Here is a 15073-nt window from a genome sequence, read left to right as displayed (position 1 = left end):
GGGTAGCCCCCTCGAGGACTCGTTAATGCTTCACTGCACAACGCGGCAGAGCGCGCGGCTTATAGCGGCAGCGCGTTGCGACGGACCTGTCGGGAATGCGCCTCAGCCATGCATTTAGGCATACATGAGACATCAGGGAAGACCAACCGATCAAATCGTTACCTGGGTACCCACCTCGACGACCCGGCCCGTGGGAATCTGGAAATAGTCCGTGGCGTCGTTGGCCGACCGACTCAGACCAATGAAGAGATGGTCCTGTCAGGCCGGCATGCCCGACTGGGACGATGGCTTCAACGAGCGGCGCGAGACGAAGAACGACGTCGACATGATGTCGAACTGCCAGCCGAGCTTGCGCGCCACCGCGAGCGCGCGCGGTACATTCGGGGATTCCATGAATCCGAAGCGCAGCCGCACCTTGGAAAACTTCTCGCTGATCTTCTCCATGCGCACGCGCTCCGAGACATCGACCCGCGGCGTCTGTGCGGTCTCGATGGTCAGGATCACGTTGTGCTCGTGCAGCACCTTGTTGTGCTTGAGATTGTGCAGCAATGCGGTCGGCACCGAGGTCGGATCGCTCGTGAGAAACACCGCCGTGCCCTTGACGATGTGAGGAGGCCTCTTCTCCAGGCTGGTGATCAGGTCATCCAGCGGAACCTCGATCTTGCGCGTCTTGAGCACCAAGATCGCCGAACCACGCCGCCAGGTCCAGATCGTCACGACCATCGCGGCACCGAACAGCAGCGGAACCCAGGCTCCTTCGAGGAGCTTCAGCAGGTTGGCGCTGAAGAAGGTCATATCGACGATGACGAAGGGAGCGATCACGGCAGCCGCCACGGCCGCACGCAAGTTCCACAGCTTCCAGATCACCACGAAGCCCATGATGCCGTCGGCGACCATGGTGGTGGACACTGCGATGCCGTAGGCGGAGGCGAGATTGCTCGAGGTCCGGAACAGCAGGACCAGCAGCAGCACGCCGATCAGCAGCAGCCGGTTGACCCGCGGCAGATAGATCTGGCCGGCATGGCTCTCCGACGTATAGCGCACCTCGAAACGCGGCAGCAGACCGAGCTGGACCGCCTGGCTGACCAGCGAATATGCGCCCGTGATCACGGCCTGGCTCGCGATGACAGTCGCGGCGGTGGCCAGCACCACCAGCGGCAGCAGCAACAGTTCAGGCACCATCCGGTAGAACGAATTCTCGATCGCGGCCGGATCGGACAGCACCAGGGCGCCCTGCCCGAAATAGTTGATCAGCAGCGCCGGAAGCACGAAGAACAGCCAGGCCGACTGGATCGGCTTGCGGCCGAAATGACCGAGATCTGCATAGAGCGCCTCGCCGCCGGTGACCGCGAGGAACACCGCGCCCAGGGTGACCAGGCCGATCGTGCCGTGCGAGAGCAGAAACTGCACCGCATAGTAGGGATTGATCGCCGCGAGCACCGAGGGGTCGTCGCGGATGTGGACCAGCCCCATCACGGCGAGGGCGGTGAACCACGTGACCATGACCGGGCCGAAGGCGGAGGCGACGCGCGCCGTCCCCTTGCTCTGGACCGCGAACAGCACGACCAGGATGAACACGGTCAGCGGCACGACATAATGCTCGAGCGCAGGCGCGGCGAGCTTGAGGCCTTCGACCGCCGACAACACCGAGATCGCCGGTGTGATCATCGAGTCTCCGATGAACATCGAAGCGCCGATCACGCCCAGCGACATCAGGAACAGGCTGCGCCGACCCAAAGCCCGCTGTCCGAGCGCCATCAGCGACAGCGTTCCGCCCTCGCCGTTATTGTCGGCGCGGAGCAGCAGCAGGACGTATTTGGCTGTCACCACGATGAACAGCGACCAGAGGATCAGCGAGAGCACGCCGAGCACGATGATCCGCGACACCGGGTGCCCCTGAGCAGCGCCGTGCGCGGCCTCGCGAAAGGCGTAGAGGGGCGAGGTGCCGATGTCTCCGAACACCACGCCGATGCTGCCTAGCGTCAGCCCCCAGAACCCCGACGTGCTCGCGGTGTCCTGTCCTTCGGTCGATGTCGCGCTGGCCGTCATGTGCTCGGAACGCATCTTCCCTGTTTGGCCCGGCGCGTGTGAACGTAGACCGTTCGCAGGTCAAGTCTCTACCGTAAGCAGACCTATGTTCCCAGCCCGCAACCAAACGGCACGGCTGACACAGATGTCGCATGCCGCATCGCGGCAAGTGCCTTTAGCCCAAGCATCCTGAGGCAGATGTCGGATCTGCCTCAGGCGAATCAAGTGGCTGCTGATGCTCTTCGTTGCCGTTCGCAGGCGCCCGTGCGGCAATATGATGCGGGAGGCAAAGCGTCCCGGCTACGGCTTCAGATCGGGCGGCAATGGCGGGTCTTCCCGCATCAAGGTGATCGTCACGCGGCGGTTGGCGGCCAGCGAGGGATCGTCCGGGAACAGTGGCTGGCTATCCGCCTTGCCGGAGACCGCGTAGATGTGGCTCGCCGGCAACCCTTCCCGCTCCAGGATCTGGCGTACTGCGTTGGCGCGGTCCGCCGACAGGTCGAAACCATCATAATCGCTCCGGGCGGGAACGAAGCCGGCGGCCGTGTGCCCGGTGATCTGGACCCGAAGCGGTGTCGCCTTGAGCGGTGCGGCCAGCTTCTCGATCAGGCGTCGCGTGCGGTCGAAGGGCACCTTCGAGCCATCCGCGAACATCGACCGCCCGTCCTGGTCGACGATCTCCAGGTTGAGCCCCTGCTTGGTCTCTTCGAACATGATGTGCTTGGAGATCTCGGTCATCTCCGGCATGTCCTGCAGCGCCTGACGCAGCGAGGCAGACGCCAGCGCGAACTGGCGATCGATCTTCAGCTTGGCGCCATTGGTATGCTGGCGCTCCTCCTGCTCGGGGCTGGGCTCGCGCGCGGTCTCCTCCGGCGAGATGTGGGCGGCGTTCTTGAGCTTCGGCCGGGTCGGCAGGCCGTCGGATTCCACGATGCCCGAATAGCGCGACTCGGACTGCACGCCGAAGGCGTCGCGCATCGAGCCTGCGACGACTTTCAGCTTGTTGTTGTCCATGGTCGAGAACGCGACCAGCATCACGAAGAAGCTGACCAGAAGTCCCATCAGGTCGGCAAAGGTCACGAACCAGCCGTGACCGCCGCCATGCGCATCGCCCCTCTTCTTCTTGGCCATTGCCTACCCCACCCCGGATCGCCCCGCCGCAGCCGATCAGGCCGGCACGGGCTCGCCTTCGGCGTGGCGATGCTTCTCAGGCAGATAGGCCAGGAGCATTTCGCGGACCAGGGCGGGGCTCTTGGAGTCGCGGATCATCAGGATTCCGTCGATGATCAGCGTCCGGTTGGTTTCCTCGTCCAGCAGCTTGCCATGCAGCTTGTCGGCGATCGGCAGACAGATCAGGTTCGACACCAACGCGCCGTACAGGGTCGCGAGCAGCGCGGTCGCCATGAACGGGCCGAGCTTCGAGGGGTCGGTCATGTTGGCGAACATCTGCACCATGCCGATCAGCGTGCCGACCATGCCGAACGCCGGGGCGCAGTCGCCGATGGCGCGATAGATCTTGCTGCCTTCGTCGAGGTGCATCAGGAAATTGTCGCGGTCACGCTCGAGATTGTCGCGGATGAATTCGAGGTCGTAGCCGTCGGCCACGTAGCGGATTCCCTTGGCGAGGAACGGCTCGTCGGTCTCGACCTTTTCCAGGCCGACCGGGCCCTGCTTGCGCGCGATCTCGGCAATGCGGGCGAGCTCGTCGACGAGCTCGCGGGCCGACAGACGGCTCATGGTGAAAGCGTACTTCATTCCAAGCGGAACGCCGTGCAGCATAACGCCCAGCGGGAAGCGAATCATGGTGGCTGCGATCGAACCGCCGAAGATGATGATTGCGGCGTGCTCGCTGACGAACATCTCGAGATCGCCGCCCAGCAGCATCATCGTCGCGATGACGATCACGCCAGCCACGAGCCCCGCACTCGTCATAATATCCATGAGTCAACTCCACCCGCGTACGCAAACCACGACCCTGCCGGACCGACGCGGTGCTTCTGGACCGCATGTCACGAGACTAGATGTCCGCCATTAAGGACGAGTTACTGAATTCGGTAGGCATAATGAAACGTAAACAGCAGCGCCGCAGACCACGCCGACTCGCTCAAGCGGCTGAGGATCCGGACTTGAGCAGGTTCGCCGCGGCGAAGACGGCCGACTGATCGAATGATCGCTGCATCTTGTGGACCATCTCCAGCATCTGCGCCGGCTCCATCGTCGCCGATCCCACCTCGAGTTCGCGCGACAGGCGCGACAGCGCCGAGAAACCGAACGTCGCCGACGAGCTCTTGATCGAATGCGCCTCACGCCTCAGTTCGAGGCGATCCTCGAACTTGGCCGCAAGCGTGCCGAACTTTCCGGACGTATCGTCGAGGAACGTGCGCAGGACCTCCAGCGCATCCTCTTCGCCGAGCTCGGAGACCAGGATCTGATAGACGGATTCGTCGAATTGCACCCAGTCGGTCATGCGACAAGCCTTTCCTTGTGTGTAGCAGCGGCCGCGCGAAGCAGAGCGGCATTCAGTCGATCGCGCGTGACCGGCTTGGTCACGAAGTCGTTCATGCCGGCGTCCGTGCAAGCCAGATGATCCTGGCTGGTGGCGTTGGCCGTCAGGGCAACAATGTAGATGTCCTGGGCGGGCGGCGGCAGCGAGCGGATCATCCGCGTCGCCGTCAGCCCGTCCATCTCGGGCATCATCATGTCCATCAGCACGAGATCGTAGGCCTGCCTCTGCACGGCCGCGATCGCCTGGGTTCCGTTCTCGACGATGTCGTAGCGGTGACCGAGCTTGTCCAGGAGCTTCTTGATGACGAACTGATTGGTCAGATTGTCCTCGGCAACGAGGATCTTCAGCGGCTCGAGGCTGCCCGGACGTTCCTCGGCGATCGTCTCACCAACCGGCACGATGGTCGCCTCGGGCGCGCTCACCTGCTCGACGTCCGGCTGCGTCTGGACCTGGATCGAGAAGGTGAAGGTGCTTCCCTCCCCCACCTTGCTCTGCACCGTGATGTCGCCGCCCATGCAGGTGACGAGGCGCTTGCAGATTGCGAGCCCCAGGCCGGTGCCGCCAAAGCGGCGCGAGATGGAATTGTCGACCTGCGAGAACTGCTTGAACAGCCGGCTGACGGCGTCTGCGGGAATGCCGACGCCGGTATCGGCGATCGAGAACACCAGCGTCAGGTGCGGCCCGGCAAGGTTCTCGGCACGGACATCGATATGGACGCCGCCCGATTCGGTGAATTTGAGCGCATTGCCGACCAGGTTGAACAGCACCTGGCGCAATCGCGCGGGATCGCCGACCACGTAGTTCGGCACTTCCGGCGCGATCGAGGTGGTCAGCTGCAGACCCTTTTCCTTGGCGCGGGACACCAGCAGCTCGGCGGTCGCCGTCACCGACCGGTGCAGGTCGAACTCGATGTGCTCGATCTCCAGACGATCGGCATCGAGCTTGGAGAAATCGAGGACGTCGTTGAGCAGCTGCAACAGATAGTCGGCCGACTCGCGCAAGGTGGTCGCGATCTTGCGCTGCTCCGGCGCGAGGTCCGCCGACAGCAAGAGATCGGCAAGGCCGATGACGCCGTTCATCGGCGTGCGTATCTCATGGCTCATCATCGCCAGGAATTCGGAGCGCGCCCGCGTACCTGCCTCGGCGGCATCACGCGAGGCGGCAAGCCCCGCCTGATAGCGCGCAATCAGGATCGTGATGATGCCGATGACCACCGTCAGCAACGCTCCGACCAGCAGATCACGATCGCGGTTGAGCTTGAAGGCGCTGAAGATCTCCTCGGAGGCCTGACCGACGATGACCACCAGCGGCAGATCCTTGATGCGCTGGAACGAGTAGATGCGCGTGACGCCGTCGATCAGACTTTTGAAGGTGTAGAAGCCGCTGCTTCTGTGCTGAATGGCGCTCATCACCGGGCTGCCGGCGAGCGAGGATCCGACGCCCCCTGGACCCGCAGAGGCCCGTGCGCGCACGATGCCGTCGAGACCGAGCAGTGTGACATTGCCCTTCTTGCCGAGATCGACCGAATTGTAGAAGCTCGACAGATATTCGGGGTCGAGCGAGACCACCACGACGCCGCCGAACGAACCGTCCGGCATGATGATGCGGCGGGTCAACTGGATCGACCATTTGTTGGAGACACGGCCGAAGATCGGCTTGCTGATGAAGAGAAAATCATCCTTGCCGTCGGCATGAACGCGGAAGTGCTCGCGGTCGCGCAGGTCGAGGCCCCGCATCTTCGGATCGATGTTGCTGGACAGCATGATGCCGTCCTTGCCGATCACGACGACCTGAAACGAGAAGTCGGACAGGAACTGGCTGTTCTTCGACCATAGCGACATGTCGAAGTTGTGCGGGTCCCTGGCATAGGAGTCGCGGACGTAGAGCAAGGTCTGATCTGCCGCGCGGATCGAGCGGATGATCTGCTCCTCGAACGCGCGGGCCAGATTGGCGCCGTTCTTAAGCGCCGACTGCTCGGTGCGCGTATACTCTTCAGAGATGGTGTAGAAGATGCCGGCCCACACCAGGGCGATCGCCGAGAGGCCGATCGCGGCGCTGCCGAAATGTCCGATCAGCCGAACCATCTTGTCGACGGTCCGGTCGAGCCGCCCGAACAACGGCCCGGATTTCGATATCAGCCTGCGCATGTCCTTCGCCCTCGGGCGACATGCCTATCGGGACAGGCTAGCCATCAGGTAAAGCTTGATGGATAAAATCTTCTCAACGAGCGACGGCCGCTCAACCTTCGGCGAATTCCGGCCTGTTTGCGGGTAATTCGTCACCGTGTGCGATATTTTCGGCGGAGGGTCAGCCGTCACCCCGTAGTCATCCGGATGCGGTTGCAGCGTCGCAGTTCGGCGAGCGCCCTGCGCAAGGCCGGCGGGCCGCACCGCCGCGCGGTACGGCTCGCCCATTGGGACCGGAGCGAAGCGACGCTCAATGAATCTCCGCCGACCGCTTCAAGGCGGCCTTGAGCTTCTCGAGCGAGAAATCCGCAGACCGCGCGATCTCCAGGATCGGCGTTTCACGGCGCGCGCACAACTCGGCCGCCTCGGGAAGCTTCGCCGCGATGTCGGCGGGGATGACGATCGCACCATGGCGATCGGAGTGGATCAGGTCGTCCGAGCGCACGGTCATCCCGGCGACGCGGACCTCGCCGCCGAAGCTCTCGGCATGCACCCACGCATGCGACGGACCGATCGAGCCCGCCAGTGCCTGGAAGCCGGCAGCCCATTGCGGGATGTCGCGGATCGATCCATCGGTGATCACGCCGAGGCAGCCGAGCGCCTTGTGGACGTTGCTCTGTACCTCACCCCAGAATGCGCCGTAGCCGATGTCGGGGCCGTCGATATCCTGGATCACGACGATGCGGGGACCATGACCGGTGCCGACATATTCGTAGTAGTCGGTGCGTCGCCTCGCCTGCTCCTCCGCCGGCAATCCCGATTTGATGACGGACCGGATCGTCGCCGTCCGCGCGTAGCCGACCATGGGCGGCAGATCGGGGAACGGACACACCAGCGGCTTGGTCGTGTAGCCGATCAGGCGCCGCTCGGGCGCCACGATCTCCATCGCGTTGCAGATGGTCGGCGTATCGTAGCGCGCGAGCGCCTCGAGGACGGAAGCAGCGAGGGGCGCGGCGGCAGTGCTTGTCACGGGCGTTTTCTCCGGATGATGCGGACGGCATTCGCGGCCGTCCTTGGCCATCCGGTATAACTGAGGCGCCCAAGCCGGCAAAGCGCGCGCCGGGTCTTGGGCCCTGCGCTCAGTGCAGCCGTTCCGGCGGCCGCTGCCCCTGCTCCACCGCTGGCGCGCCGGTCGGCGCAAAAGCCGTCGTGGATGAAGACGAGGCGTGCGACGCCGCAGCCGCGGCACCAAGGACCGCGGCGTGCCGCGCCGCCTGGTGCCGATACAGCCGCCAGCCGAACGGAAGGCTCAGGATGTAGAGGATCGATCCGGCCGACAGGATGTGCCAGGGATAGACCACCAGCAGCGCCACGAAGAACACCACCGAGGCGAACACCGGCAGCACGAGTTCGGGCGAGACACGCATCCGCGTGGTCTTGCCGGAGAACACCGGCAGCCGCGACACCATCAGGAAGGCGATCAGCAGGGTGTAGAACGCCGTCACCAGCGCCGGCGGCCTCGGCAGGTCCAGGAACGCCAGATAGACGGGCAGCAGCACGGTGATGGCGCCGAGCGGTGCCGGCACGCCGGTGAAGAAATTGGCGGCGAAGGGCGGCTTGTTGGGATCGTCGATGCTGGCATTGAAGCGCGCCAGCCGCAGGCCGCCGCTGATGGCGTACATCATGGCGGCGATCCAGCCGCCGTCGCGCAGCTCATGGAGCTGCCAGAAATACAGGATCAGGCCCGGCGCCACGCCGAAATTGACGAAATCGGCCAGGCTGTCGAGCTCGGCGCCGAACTTCGACTGGCCCTTGATCATGCGGGCGATGCGGCCATCGATGCCGTCCAGGAAGGCGGCAAAGACGATGGCGCCGACCGCGAGCTCCATCCGTCCCTCGGTCGACAGCCGGATCGCGGTCAGGCCGGCGCAGATCGCCAGCAGGGTGATCATGTTCGGCACCAGCAGCCGCACCGGGATCGGACGGAAACGGCGGCGGCGCAGTTCGGGAGAGTTCACGTCGAAGCTCATGATCACACCACGTGTGGTTTGGGCCGGAACCTTGTGCCTGAACACAGCTCAAGGTCCCCTTAATGGGTCACCAGCGGGCAGCGACGGTTCACTGGCTCCGGAACGTCAGGCCGGGCACGGGGACGTCGAAATCGGCCAGGATCGTCTCGCCGGCAATGGCCGTCTGCCCCTCCGAGACCAGAACGTCCGTGCCGTCGGGGAGATAGACGTCGAGCCGCGAGCCGAAGCGGATCAGGCCGAAGCGCTCGCCAGCCCCAATGGTCTGCCCCTCGCGCACGAACGACACGATCCGGCGCGCCACGAGGCCTGCGATCTGGACCACGCCGATGCGGCCATGCGGCGTCGAGATCGCGAGCGAGTTGCGCTCGTTGTCCTCGCTCGCCTTGTCGAGCTCGGCATTGATGAAGGCGCCCGGACGGTAGGCGATCTTCTCGATCCGGCCGGCCACCGGGCTGCGGTTCACATGCACGTTGAACACGCTCATGAAGATCGAGACCCGCAGCAGCGGTCGGTCGCCGAGGCCGAGCTCGGCCGGCGGCAGGGCGCGCGTGATCATGGAGATGCGCCCGTCGGCCGGCGCCACCACCAGCCCTTCCCGCTGCGGCGTGACCCGGATCGGGTCGCGGAAGAACAGCGCGCACCAGACGGTGAGCAGCGTGCCGATCCAGCCGAGCGGGGTGAATATCCAGAACAGGATCAGGCTGACGAGGGCAAATCCCCCGATGAAAGGATAACCTTCCGGGTGGATCGGCGGGATCTGAGCGCGGATGGAATTGCTGATCGACATGGCCTGCTTCGTTGAGTGTTGTCGCTCTGACCTCAGAGCGGACCGCCGCCTTGACTAGGTCGATGGCCGGCGAAGGTCAAAATGAATCCTTAATGCATTCTTGAGTTCAGATCAGGGCGGTTCGCGGCATCATTCGGCGGCACTCGCCACCTGTCCGGTCCGATCGGGCCCGGCCGCGTCCGGCTCGCTCCGATCCGGCGGATTGCGGTTCGGCGCCCCCGCATCGTCGCCGATCTGCGCCAGTTTTTCGCGCGCCTCCTCAGCCTCGCGCTGCCGGTTCCACATGCCGGCATACAGCCCGCCTTTGGCCAGCAGCTCGGCATGAGTGCCGCGCTCGGCAATTCGCCCCCGGTCGAGCACGATGATCTCGTCGGCCGCCACGATGGTCGAAAGCCGGTGCGCGATCACGAGCGAGGTACGATTGCGCGACACACCATCGAGCGCCTCCTGGATCTCGTGCTCGGTATGGCTGTCCAGCGCCGAGGTCGCCTCGTCCAGCACGAGGATCGGCGGCCCCTTCAGGATGGTGCGGGCAATCGCAACGCGCTGCTTCTCGCCACCGGAGAGCTTGAGGCCGCGCTCGCCCACCTGGGTCTCGTAGCCCTTCGGCGCCATCCGGATCAGCCCGTCGATCTGGGCCAGCCTCGCCGCCTCCTCGACGGCGGCGTCGTCCGCATCCCAGCGTCCGTAGCGGATGTTGTAGCGGATGGTGTCATTGAACAGCACGGTATCCTGCGGGACCATCCCGATCTGGGCGCGCAGCGACACCTGGGTAACGTCGCGGATGTCCTGGCCGTCGATCAAGATGCGTCCGCCGGAGACGTCGTAGAGCCGAAACAGCAGCCGCGAGATGGTCGACTTGCCAGCACCGGACGGCCCCACGATCGCGACCGTCTTGCCCGCCGGCACCTCGAAGCTCAGCCCCTGCAGGATCGGCCGCTCCGGCTCATAGGCGAAGCGGACGTCGTCGAAGCGGACATTGCCAGAGGTGACCACCAAAGGCGTCGCTCCGGCCGCGTCCTTCACCTCGGCATCGCGCGTGAGCACGCCGAACATCTTCTCGATGTCGATGATCGCCTGCTTGATCTCGCGATAGACCATGCCCATGAAGTTCAGCGGCTGGTAGAGCTGGATCATCATGCTGTTGATCATGACGAAGTCGCCGACCGTGTTGCGTCCCTGACGCACGCCCTGGGCGCACATCAGCATGGCCACCGTCAGCCCGATCGTGAAGATCACGGCCTGCCCGGCGTTGAGCACCGCGAGCGAGGTATAGGTCTTCACGCTGGCCCGCTCGTAGCGCTCCATGGAACGGTCATAACGCTCGGCCTCGCGCGCCTCGGCGCCGAAATACTTCACTGTCTCGTAGTTGAGCAGCGAGTCGATGGCCTTGGTATTGGCATCCGTATCCGAGTCGTTCATGCGGCGCCGGATCTCGATGCGCCACTCGGTCGCAATGTAGGTGTAATAGAGATAGGCCGCGACCATGGTGAGCGTGACCAGAACATAGCGCCAGTCGAACTGCCACAGCAGCACCGCCGTCAGCAGCGAGACCTCGACGATGGTCGGGATCAGCTGCAGGATCACCATGCGCACGATGGTCTCGATCGCGTTGCGGCCGCGCTCGAGCACGCGGGTCAGGCCGCCGGTCTTGCGCTCGAGGTGAAAGCGCAGCGACAATTCATGCATGTGGACGAAGGTGATGGTCGCGAGCTTGCGCACGGCATGCATGGCGACGCGGGCAAAAATACCGTCGCGCCACTGCGTCAGCACCGCCATCAGCACCCGAATCCCGCCGTAGCTTGCCGTCATGACGATCGGCGAGGCCACCAGCCAGAACGCCCAGTTATCGGGCGCGATCGGCGCGGTATTGGCGCCGGTCAACGCGTCGATCGCCCATTTGAAGGTGAAGGGCAGGACCAGCGTCGCGACCTTGGCCACGATCAGCAGCACCACCGACCATAGCACGCGCATCTTCAGGTCGGCGCGATCGCGCGGCCAGATGAAGGGCCACAAGTGGCGCAGCGTGCCGGCCAGCGTTCCCTGCTCGAGGGACGAAGGCTGGTTGGCGGCTGGTTCGGAGGAGGAATCGGGCGGCATCAAACGTTCTGGAGCAGCGAGTGTTTTGGCATGTTGTGATGCCGGGCGTTGCCTGCGTCATATAGAGTGTCCGGGCGCCGGATGCACCGGTACGTCGACGGAATCCGTTGCCGCGGCGCAGTATTTGCATACTTGTTTTCGGACAAATGGACCCATTCAGCCTGCATCAATCCGTGAAAGCCCGCGAATCCACGTCCTCCGCCCTCGTCTTGACGCCTTTCAACTGCAGTGTCACACCGCTCCAATGACTGAAATCCGCACCGTTTGCGTCTATTGCGGCTCCGGCCCGGGGACGAATCCCAGCTTCATCGAATCGGCGAAAGCACTCGGCAAGGCGCTTGCCGAGAACGGCGTCAGGCTCGTCTATGGCGGCGGCTCCATCGGCATGATGGGCGCGGTTGCCAAGGCCGTGCTCGACCATGGCGGCGACGTCACCGGCATCATTCCGGACTTCCTGGTGAAGAAGGAAGTCATGATGCCGCTCAAGGATCTCATCATCACGCCCGACATGCACGAGCGCAAACGGCTGATGTTCGAGCACTCCGACGCGTTCGTGGCGCTGCCCGGCGGCATCGGCACGCTCGAGGAGCTCGTCGAGCAGCTGACCTGGAAGCAGCTCGGACGCCACGCCAAGCCGGTGCTGATGGCCAATATCGACGGCTTCTGGGAACCGCTGTTCGGGCTGCTCGCGCACATGCGCGAGACCGAGTTCATCCGCCCCGGCTTCCAGATCGAGCTGCTCAGGGCCGAACGCGTCGAGGACATCCTGCCGCGCCTGCGCGAGGCCGCCGCCCGCGTCGCCAAGGAAGAGACCGAGATGGCGCCTGAGATCGCCAAACGGCTCTGAGCGCCTACTCGCTCGGGAATGTGACCGCCTCGATCCGGTTGCCATCGGGATCAAGCACAAAGGCCGCATAATAGCGCACGCGATCATGCGGCCGCAGTCCTGGCGCACCGTCGGAAACTCCGCCCGCCTCCAACGCCGCCGCGTGAAGCGCATCGACCTCCGCCGTGCTCCTGGCTCGCAGGCACACATGAGAGCCGGTGTCGGCCGGCACGCGCGCCATGGCGGGGCGTAGATTGATCCAGAATTCCGGATAGGCCTTCCCGAAGCCGATGGTCGTGGGACGCTCGATCAGCCGCGTCAGCCCGAGCGGCGCCAGCGCACGCTCATAGAACCGCGCGCTGCGGACGAGATCGCTGACACCGACGGAGACGTGGTCGATCATGCGTTTGCTCCTGGCCTCTCCAGGTCATTGCGAAGAGCGAAGCGACGAAGCAATCCAGAATCGCGCATTCAGGCCTGGATTGCTTCGCTTCGCTCGCAACGACGGATGCATCATCTCATCCCTTCGCGCCGGACTTCACCAGCTTGTAGAATACCGAATCCATCAGCGCCTGGAACGAGGCGTCGATGATGTTCGGCGAGACGCCGACCGTGGTCCAGCGCTCTCCCTTTTCGTCCTCGCTCTCGATCAGCACGCGCGTGACCGCCTCGGTGCCGCCATTGAGGATACGGACGCGGTAGTCGATCAGCTTGAGGCCGTCGATGAAGCCCTGGTACTTGCCGAGATCCTTGCGCAAGGCGACGTCGAGCGCATTGACCGGGCCGTTGCCTTCCGCCGCCGAGATCAGCCGCTCGCCAGCGACGTCCACCTTGACCACGGCCAGCGCCACCGTGACGCGTTCACCGAGCGCGTTGTAGCGCTGCTCGACATTGACGTCGAACTGCTCGACCCGGAAATACTCCGGCACCGAGCCCAGCGTACGCCGCGCCAGCAGCTCGAACGAGGCGTCGGCGGACTCGTAGGCGTAGCCCGCGGCCTCGCGCTCCTTCAGCTCCTCGACGAGGCGCGTCAACTTCGGATCGCTCTTGCTGAAGGGAATGCCGCCGCGCTCCAGCGCCGCGATGACGTTGGATCGTCCGGCCTGGTCGGAGACCAGCACCTTGCGATGATTGCCGACGCGCTCGGGCAGGACGTGCTCATAGGTCTGCGGATCCTTCAGCACGGCCGACGCATGAATACCGGTCTTGGTGACGAAGGCGCTCTCGCCGACATAAGGCGCGTGCCGGTTCGGCGCACGGTTCAGCATGTCGTCGAGCGTGCGCGAGACCTTCATCAGGCCGGCGAGCTGCCGGTCCGATACGGCGATCTCGAACCGATCCGAGAACTCCGTCTTCAGCTTCAAGGTCGGGATCAGTGAGCACAGATTGGCATTGCCGCAGCGCTCACCGAGTCCGTTCAAGGTGCCCTGGATCTGCCGCACGCCAGCGCGGACCGCGGCAAGCGAGTTCGCCACCGCCTGCTCGGTGTCGTTATGGGCGTGGATGCCGAGGTGATCGCCCGGCACGTGCTTCACGACCTCGCCGACGATCAGCTCGATCTCGTGCGGCATGGTGCCGCCATTGGTGTCGCACAGCACGACCCAGCGCGCGCCGGCCTCATAGGCCGCGCGGGTGCAGGCCAGCGCGAACTCCGCATTCTCCTTGTAGCCGTCGAAGAAATGCTCGCAGTCGAGCATCACCTCGCGCCCCGCAGCCTTCGCGGCCGTCACGCTGTCGCGGATCGAGGCGAGATTCTCCTCGTTGGTGGTCTCCAGCGCGACGCGCACCTGGTAGGCGGATGACTTCGCGACGAAGCAGATCGCGTCCGCCTTGGCCTCCAGCAGCGCCGCCACGCCCGGATCGTTGGACACCGAGCGTCCCGCCCGGCGCGTCATCCCGAAGGCGGTGAAGCGGGCGTGGCCGAGCTTCGGCTTGGCGGCGAAGAACTCGGTGTCGAGCGGGTTGGCGCCGGGATAACCGCCCTCGACATAGTCGATGCCGAGATCGTCGAGCATGCGCGCGATGGCCTGCTTGTCGGCCAGCGTGAAATCGACACCGTTGGTCTGCGCGCCATCACGCAGGGTGGTGTCGAACAGATAAAGCCGTTCCCTGCTTGTGCCTGCCCTGCTCATGCCTGCGCTCCCCCGGAGCCGAGCGTCTTCTTCATCGTCGTGTTGGCGAGCCACTCGCCATTGATGGAGACGCTATTGCGCTGCTGCGCGACGTAGCCGCGCTTGCGAAAGAATTCGACCGCCGTGTCGCTAGCGTCGACCGACAGACCGGTCGTGCCGCGCGCGCCCGCCAGCTTTTCCAGCGCGTCGCATAGCAGGGCCCCGACGCCCTGCCCGGCCGCATTCGGATGGACATAGAGCATGTCGATGTGATCGTTGCCCTTCAGCGCGGCGAAGCCGACCGGCGAGCCCTGCAGGGTCGCAATCAAGGTGAGCTCGGATGCCAGCCTCTTGCCAAAACCCGTCTCATCCTCAGCAGCGGACGCCCAGGCCTCCTGCTGCTCCTCGCTGTAGTCATCACCGGTCAATTGCTGGATGCTGGCGACGAAGATCGCGGCCAGCACCGGCGCATCAGCGGGAAGAAACGGCCGCAGCGCGGGCCTCGGGAGAGCCTGTCCCATGCGTCACCACATGCCATAGAGTTTCGTGACCAGCGCCA

12 protein-coding genes and 1 pseudogene are annotated in these 15073 nt (G+C 64.6%); 1 reads left to right on the top strand and 12 read right to left on the bottom strand.

The window, feature by feature from the left end; all coding sequences use genetic code 11:
* Positions 1-150: 150 nt before the first annotated feature.
* The 9 genes and pseudogenes from QX041_RS04835 to QX041_RS04795 form a co-directional block, all read right to left on the bottom strand.
* A pseudogene (locus QX041_RS04835) lies at positions 151-2049 on the bottom strand (potassium transporter Kup).
* Positions 2050-2328: 279 nt separating this feature from the next.
* Positions 2329-3159, bottom strand: a complete 831-nt coding sequence (locus QX041_RS04830) for a flagellar motor protein MotB (RefSeq protein ID WP_315714498.1) — start codon at positions 3157-3159, stop codon at positions 2329-2331.
* Between the two features lie 36 nt (positions 3160-3195).
* Positions 3196-3969 (bottom strand): motility protein A, encoded by a 774-nt coding sequence (locus QX041_RS04825; protein WP_315714499.1) that lies wholly within the window; start codon positions 3967-3969, stop codon positions 3196-3198.
* A gap of 163 nt (positions 3970-4132) precedes the next feature.
* Positions 4133-4495 (bottom strand): Hpt domain-containing protein, encoded by a 363-nt coding sequence (locus QX041_RS04820; protein ID WP_315749694.1) that lies wholly within the window; start codon positions 4493-4495, stop codon positions 4133-4135.
* Positions 4492-6681 carry a hybrid sensor histidine kinase/response regulator gene (locus QX041_RS04815; RefSeq protein WP_315827371.1) on the bottom strand — a complete coding sequence of 730 codons (2190 nt, stop codon included), beginning with the start codon at positions 6679-6681 and terminating at the stop codon, positions 4492-4494. The genes QX041_RS04820 and QX041_RS04815 overlap by 4 nt, the downstream gene beginning before the upstream one ends.
* A gap of 289 nt (positions 6682-6970) precedes the next feature.
* Complete coding sequence (locus tag QX041_RS04810) at positions 6971-7690, bottom strand: RraA family protein (protein WP_316164586.1); 720 nt, start codon at positions 7688-7690, stop codon at positions 6971-6973.
* A 109-nt stretch (positions 7691-7799) separates the two neighbouring features.
* On the bottom strand, positions 7800-8690 hold the full coding sequence (locus QX041_RS04805) for a phosphatidylcholine/phosphatidylserine synthase (protein WP_315714503.1): 891 nt from the start codon (positions 8688-8690) through the stop codon (positions 7800-7802).
* A gap of 88 nt (positions 8691-8778) precedes the next feature.
* On the bottom strand, positions 8779-9513 hold the full coding sequence (locus QX041_RS04800; RefSeq protein ID WP_315827468.1) for a phosphatidylserine decarboxylase: 735 nt from the start codon (positions 9511-9513) through the stop codon (positions 8779-8781).
* Positions 9514-9606: 93 nt separating this feature from the next.
* Positions 9607-11577 carry an ABC transporter ATP-binding protein/permease gene (locus tag QX041_RS04795; protein ID WP_315827368.1) on the bottom strand — a complete coding sequence of 657 codons (1971 nt, stop codon included), beginning with the start codon at positions 11575-11577 and terminating at the stop codon, positions 9607-9609.
* Positions 11578-11821: 244 nt separating this feature from the next.
* Between QX041_RS04795 and QX041_RS04790 the strand changes: the two genes are divergently transcribed.
* Positions 11822-12424, top strand: a complete 603-nt coding sequence (locus QX041_RS04790; protein ID WP_315749687.1) for a TIGR00730 family Rossman fold protein — start codon at positions 11822-11824, stop codon at positions 12422-12424.
* Between the two features lie 4 nt (positions 12425-12428).
* On the opposite strand, the gene QX041_RS04785 is transcribed toward QX041_RS04790, so the two are convergent.
* The 3 genes from QX041_RS04785 to QX041_RS04775 all read right to left on the bottom strand — a co-directional run bounded on the left by QX041_RS04785 (position 12429) and on the right by QX041_RS04775 (position 15035).
* On the bottom strand, positions 12429-12806 hold the full coding sequence (locus QX041_RS04785; protein ID WP_315749685.1) for a VOC family protein: 378 nt from the start codon (positions 12804-12806) through the stop codon (positions 12429-12431).
* Positions 12807-12921: 115 nt separating this feature from the next.
* Positions 12922-14535, bottom strand: coding sequence for a citramalate synthase (gene cimA, locus QX041_RS04780; RefSeq protein ID WP_315827367.1), 1614 nt, complete (start codon positions 14533-14535; stop codon positions 12922-12924).
* Positions 14532-15035 carry a GNAT family N-acetyltransferase gene (locus QX041_RS04775; protein ID WP_315714508.1) on the bottom strand — a complete coding sequence of 168 codons (504 nt, stop codon included), beginning with the start codon at positions 15033-15035 and terminating at the stop codon, positions 14532-14534. The genes cimA and QX041_RS04775 overlap by 4 nt, the downstream gene beginning before the upstream one ends.
* Between the last annotated feature and the right edge of the window lie 38 nt (positions 15036-15073).

The organism is Bradyrhizobium sp. SZCCHNRI2009, from assembly GCF_032485115.1.
GTDB lineage: Bacteria > Pseudomonadota > Alphaproteobacteria > Rhizobiales > Xanthobacteraceae > Bradyrhizobium.
This window is presented reverse-complemented; position numbering and strand designations above follow the sequence as displayed.

Bases quoted from the DNA above. Each gene is read 5' to 3' on its own strand.
- QX041_RS04825 (WP_315714499.1), bottom strand. From the start codon at position 3,969: ATGGATATTATGACGAGTGCGGGGCTCGTGGCTGGCGTGATCGTCATC.
- QX041_RS04795 (WP_315827368.1), bottom strand. From the start codon at position 11,577: ATGCCGCCCGATTCCTCCTCCGAACCAGCCGCCAACCAGCCTTCGTCC.
- QX041_RS04805 (WP_315714503.1), bottom strand. From the start codon at position 8,690: ATGAGCTTCGACGTGAACTCTCCCGAACTGCGCCGCCGCCGTTTCCGT.
- QX041_RS04785 (WP_315749685.1), bottom strand. From the start codon at position 12,806: ATGATCGACCACGTCTCCGTCGGTGTCAGCGATCTCGTCCGCAGCGCG.
- QX041_RS04830 (WP_315714498.1), bottom strand. From the start codon at position 3,159: ATGGCCAAGAAGAAGAGGGGCGATGCGCATGGCGGCGGTCACGGCTGG.
- QX041_RS04820 (WP_315749694.1), bottom strand. From the start codon at position 4,495: ATGACCGACTGGGTGCAATTCGACGAATCCGTCTATCAGATCCTGGTC.
- QX041_RS04815 (WP_315827371.1), bottom strand. From the start codon at position 6,681: ATGCGCAGGCTGATATCGAAATCCGGGCCGTTGTTCGGGCGGCTCGAC.
- QX041_RS04790 (WP_315749687.1), top strand. From the start codon at position 11,822: ATGACTGAAATCCGCACCGTTTGCGTCTATTGCGGCTCCGGCCCGGGG.
- cimA (WP_315827367.1), bottom strand. From the start codon at position 14,535: ATGAGCAGGGCAGGCACAAGCAGGGAACGGCTTTATCTGTTCGACACC.
- QX041_RS04775 (WP_315714508.1), bottom strand. From the start codon at position 15,035: ATGGGACAGGCTCTCCCGAGGCCCGCGCTGCGGCCGTTTCTTCCCGCT.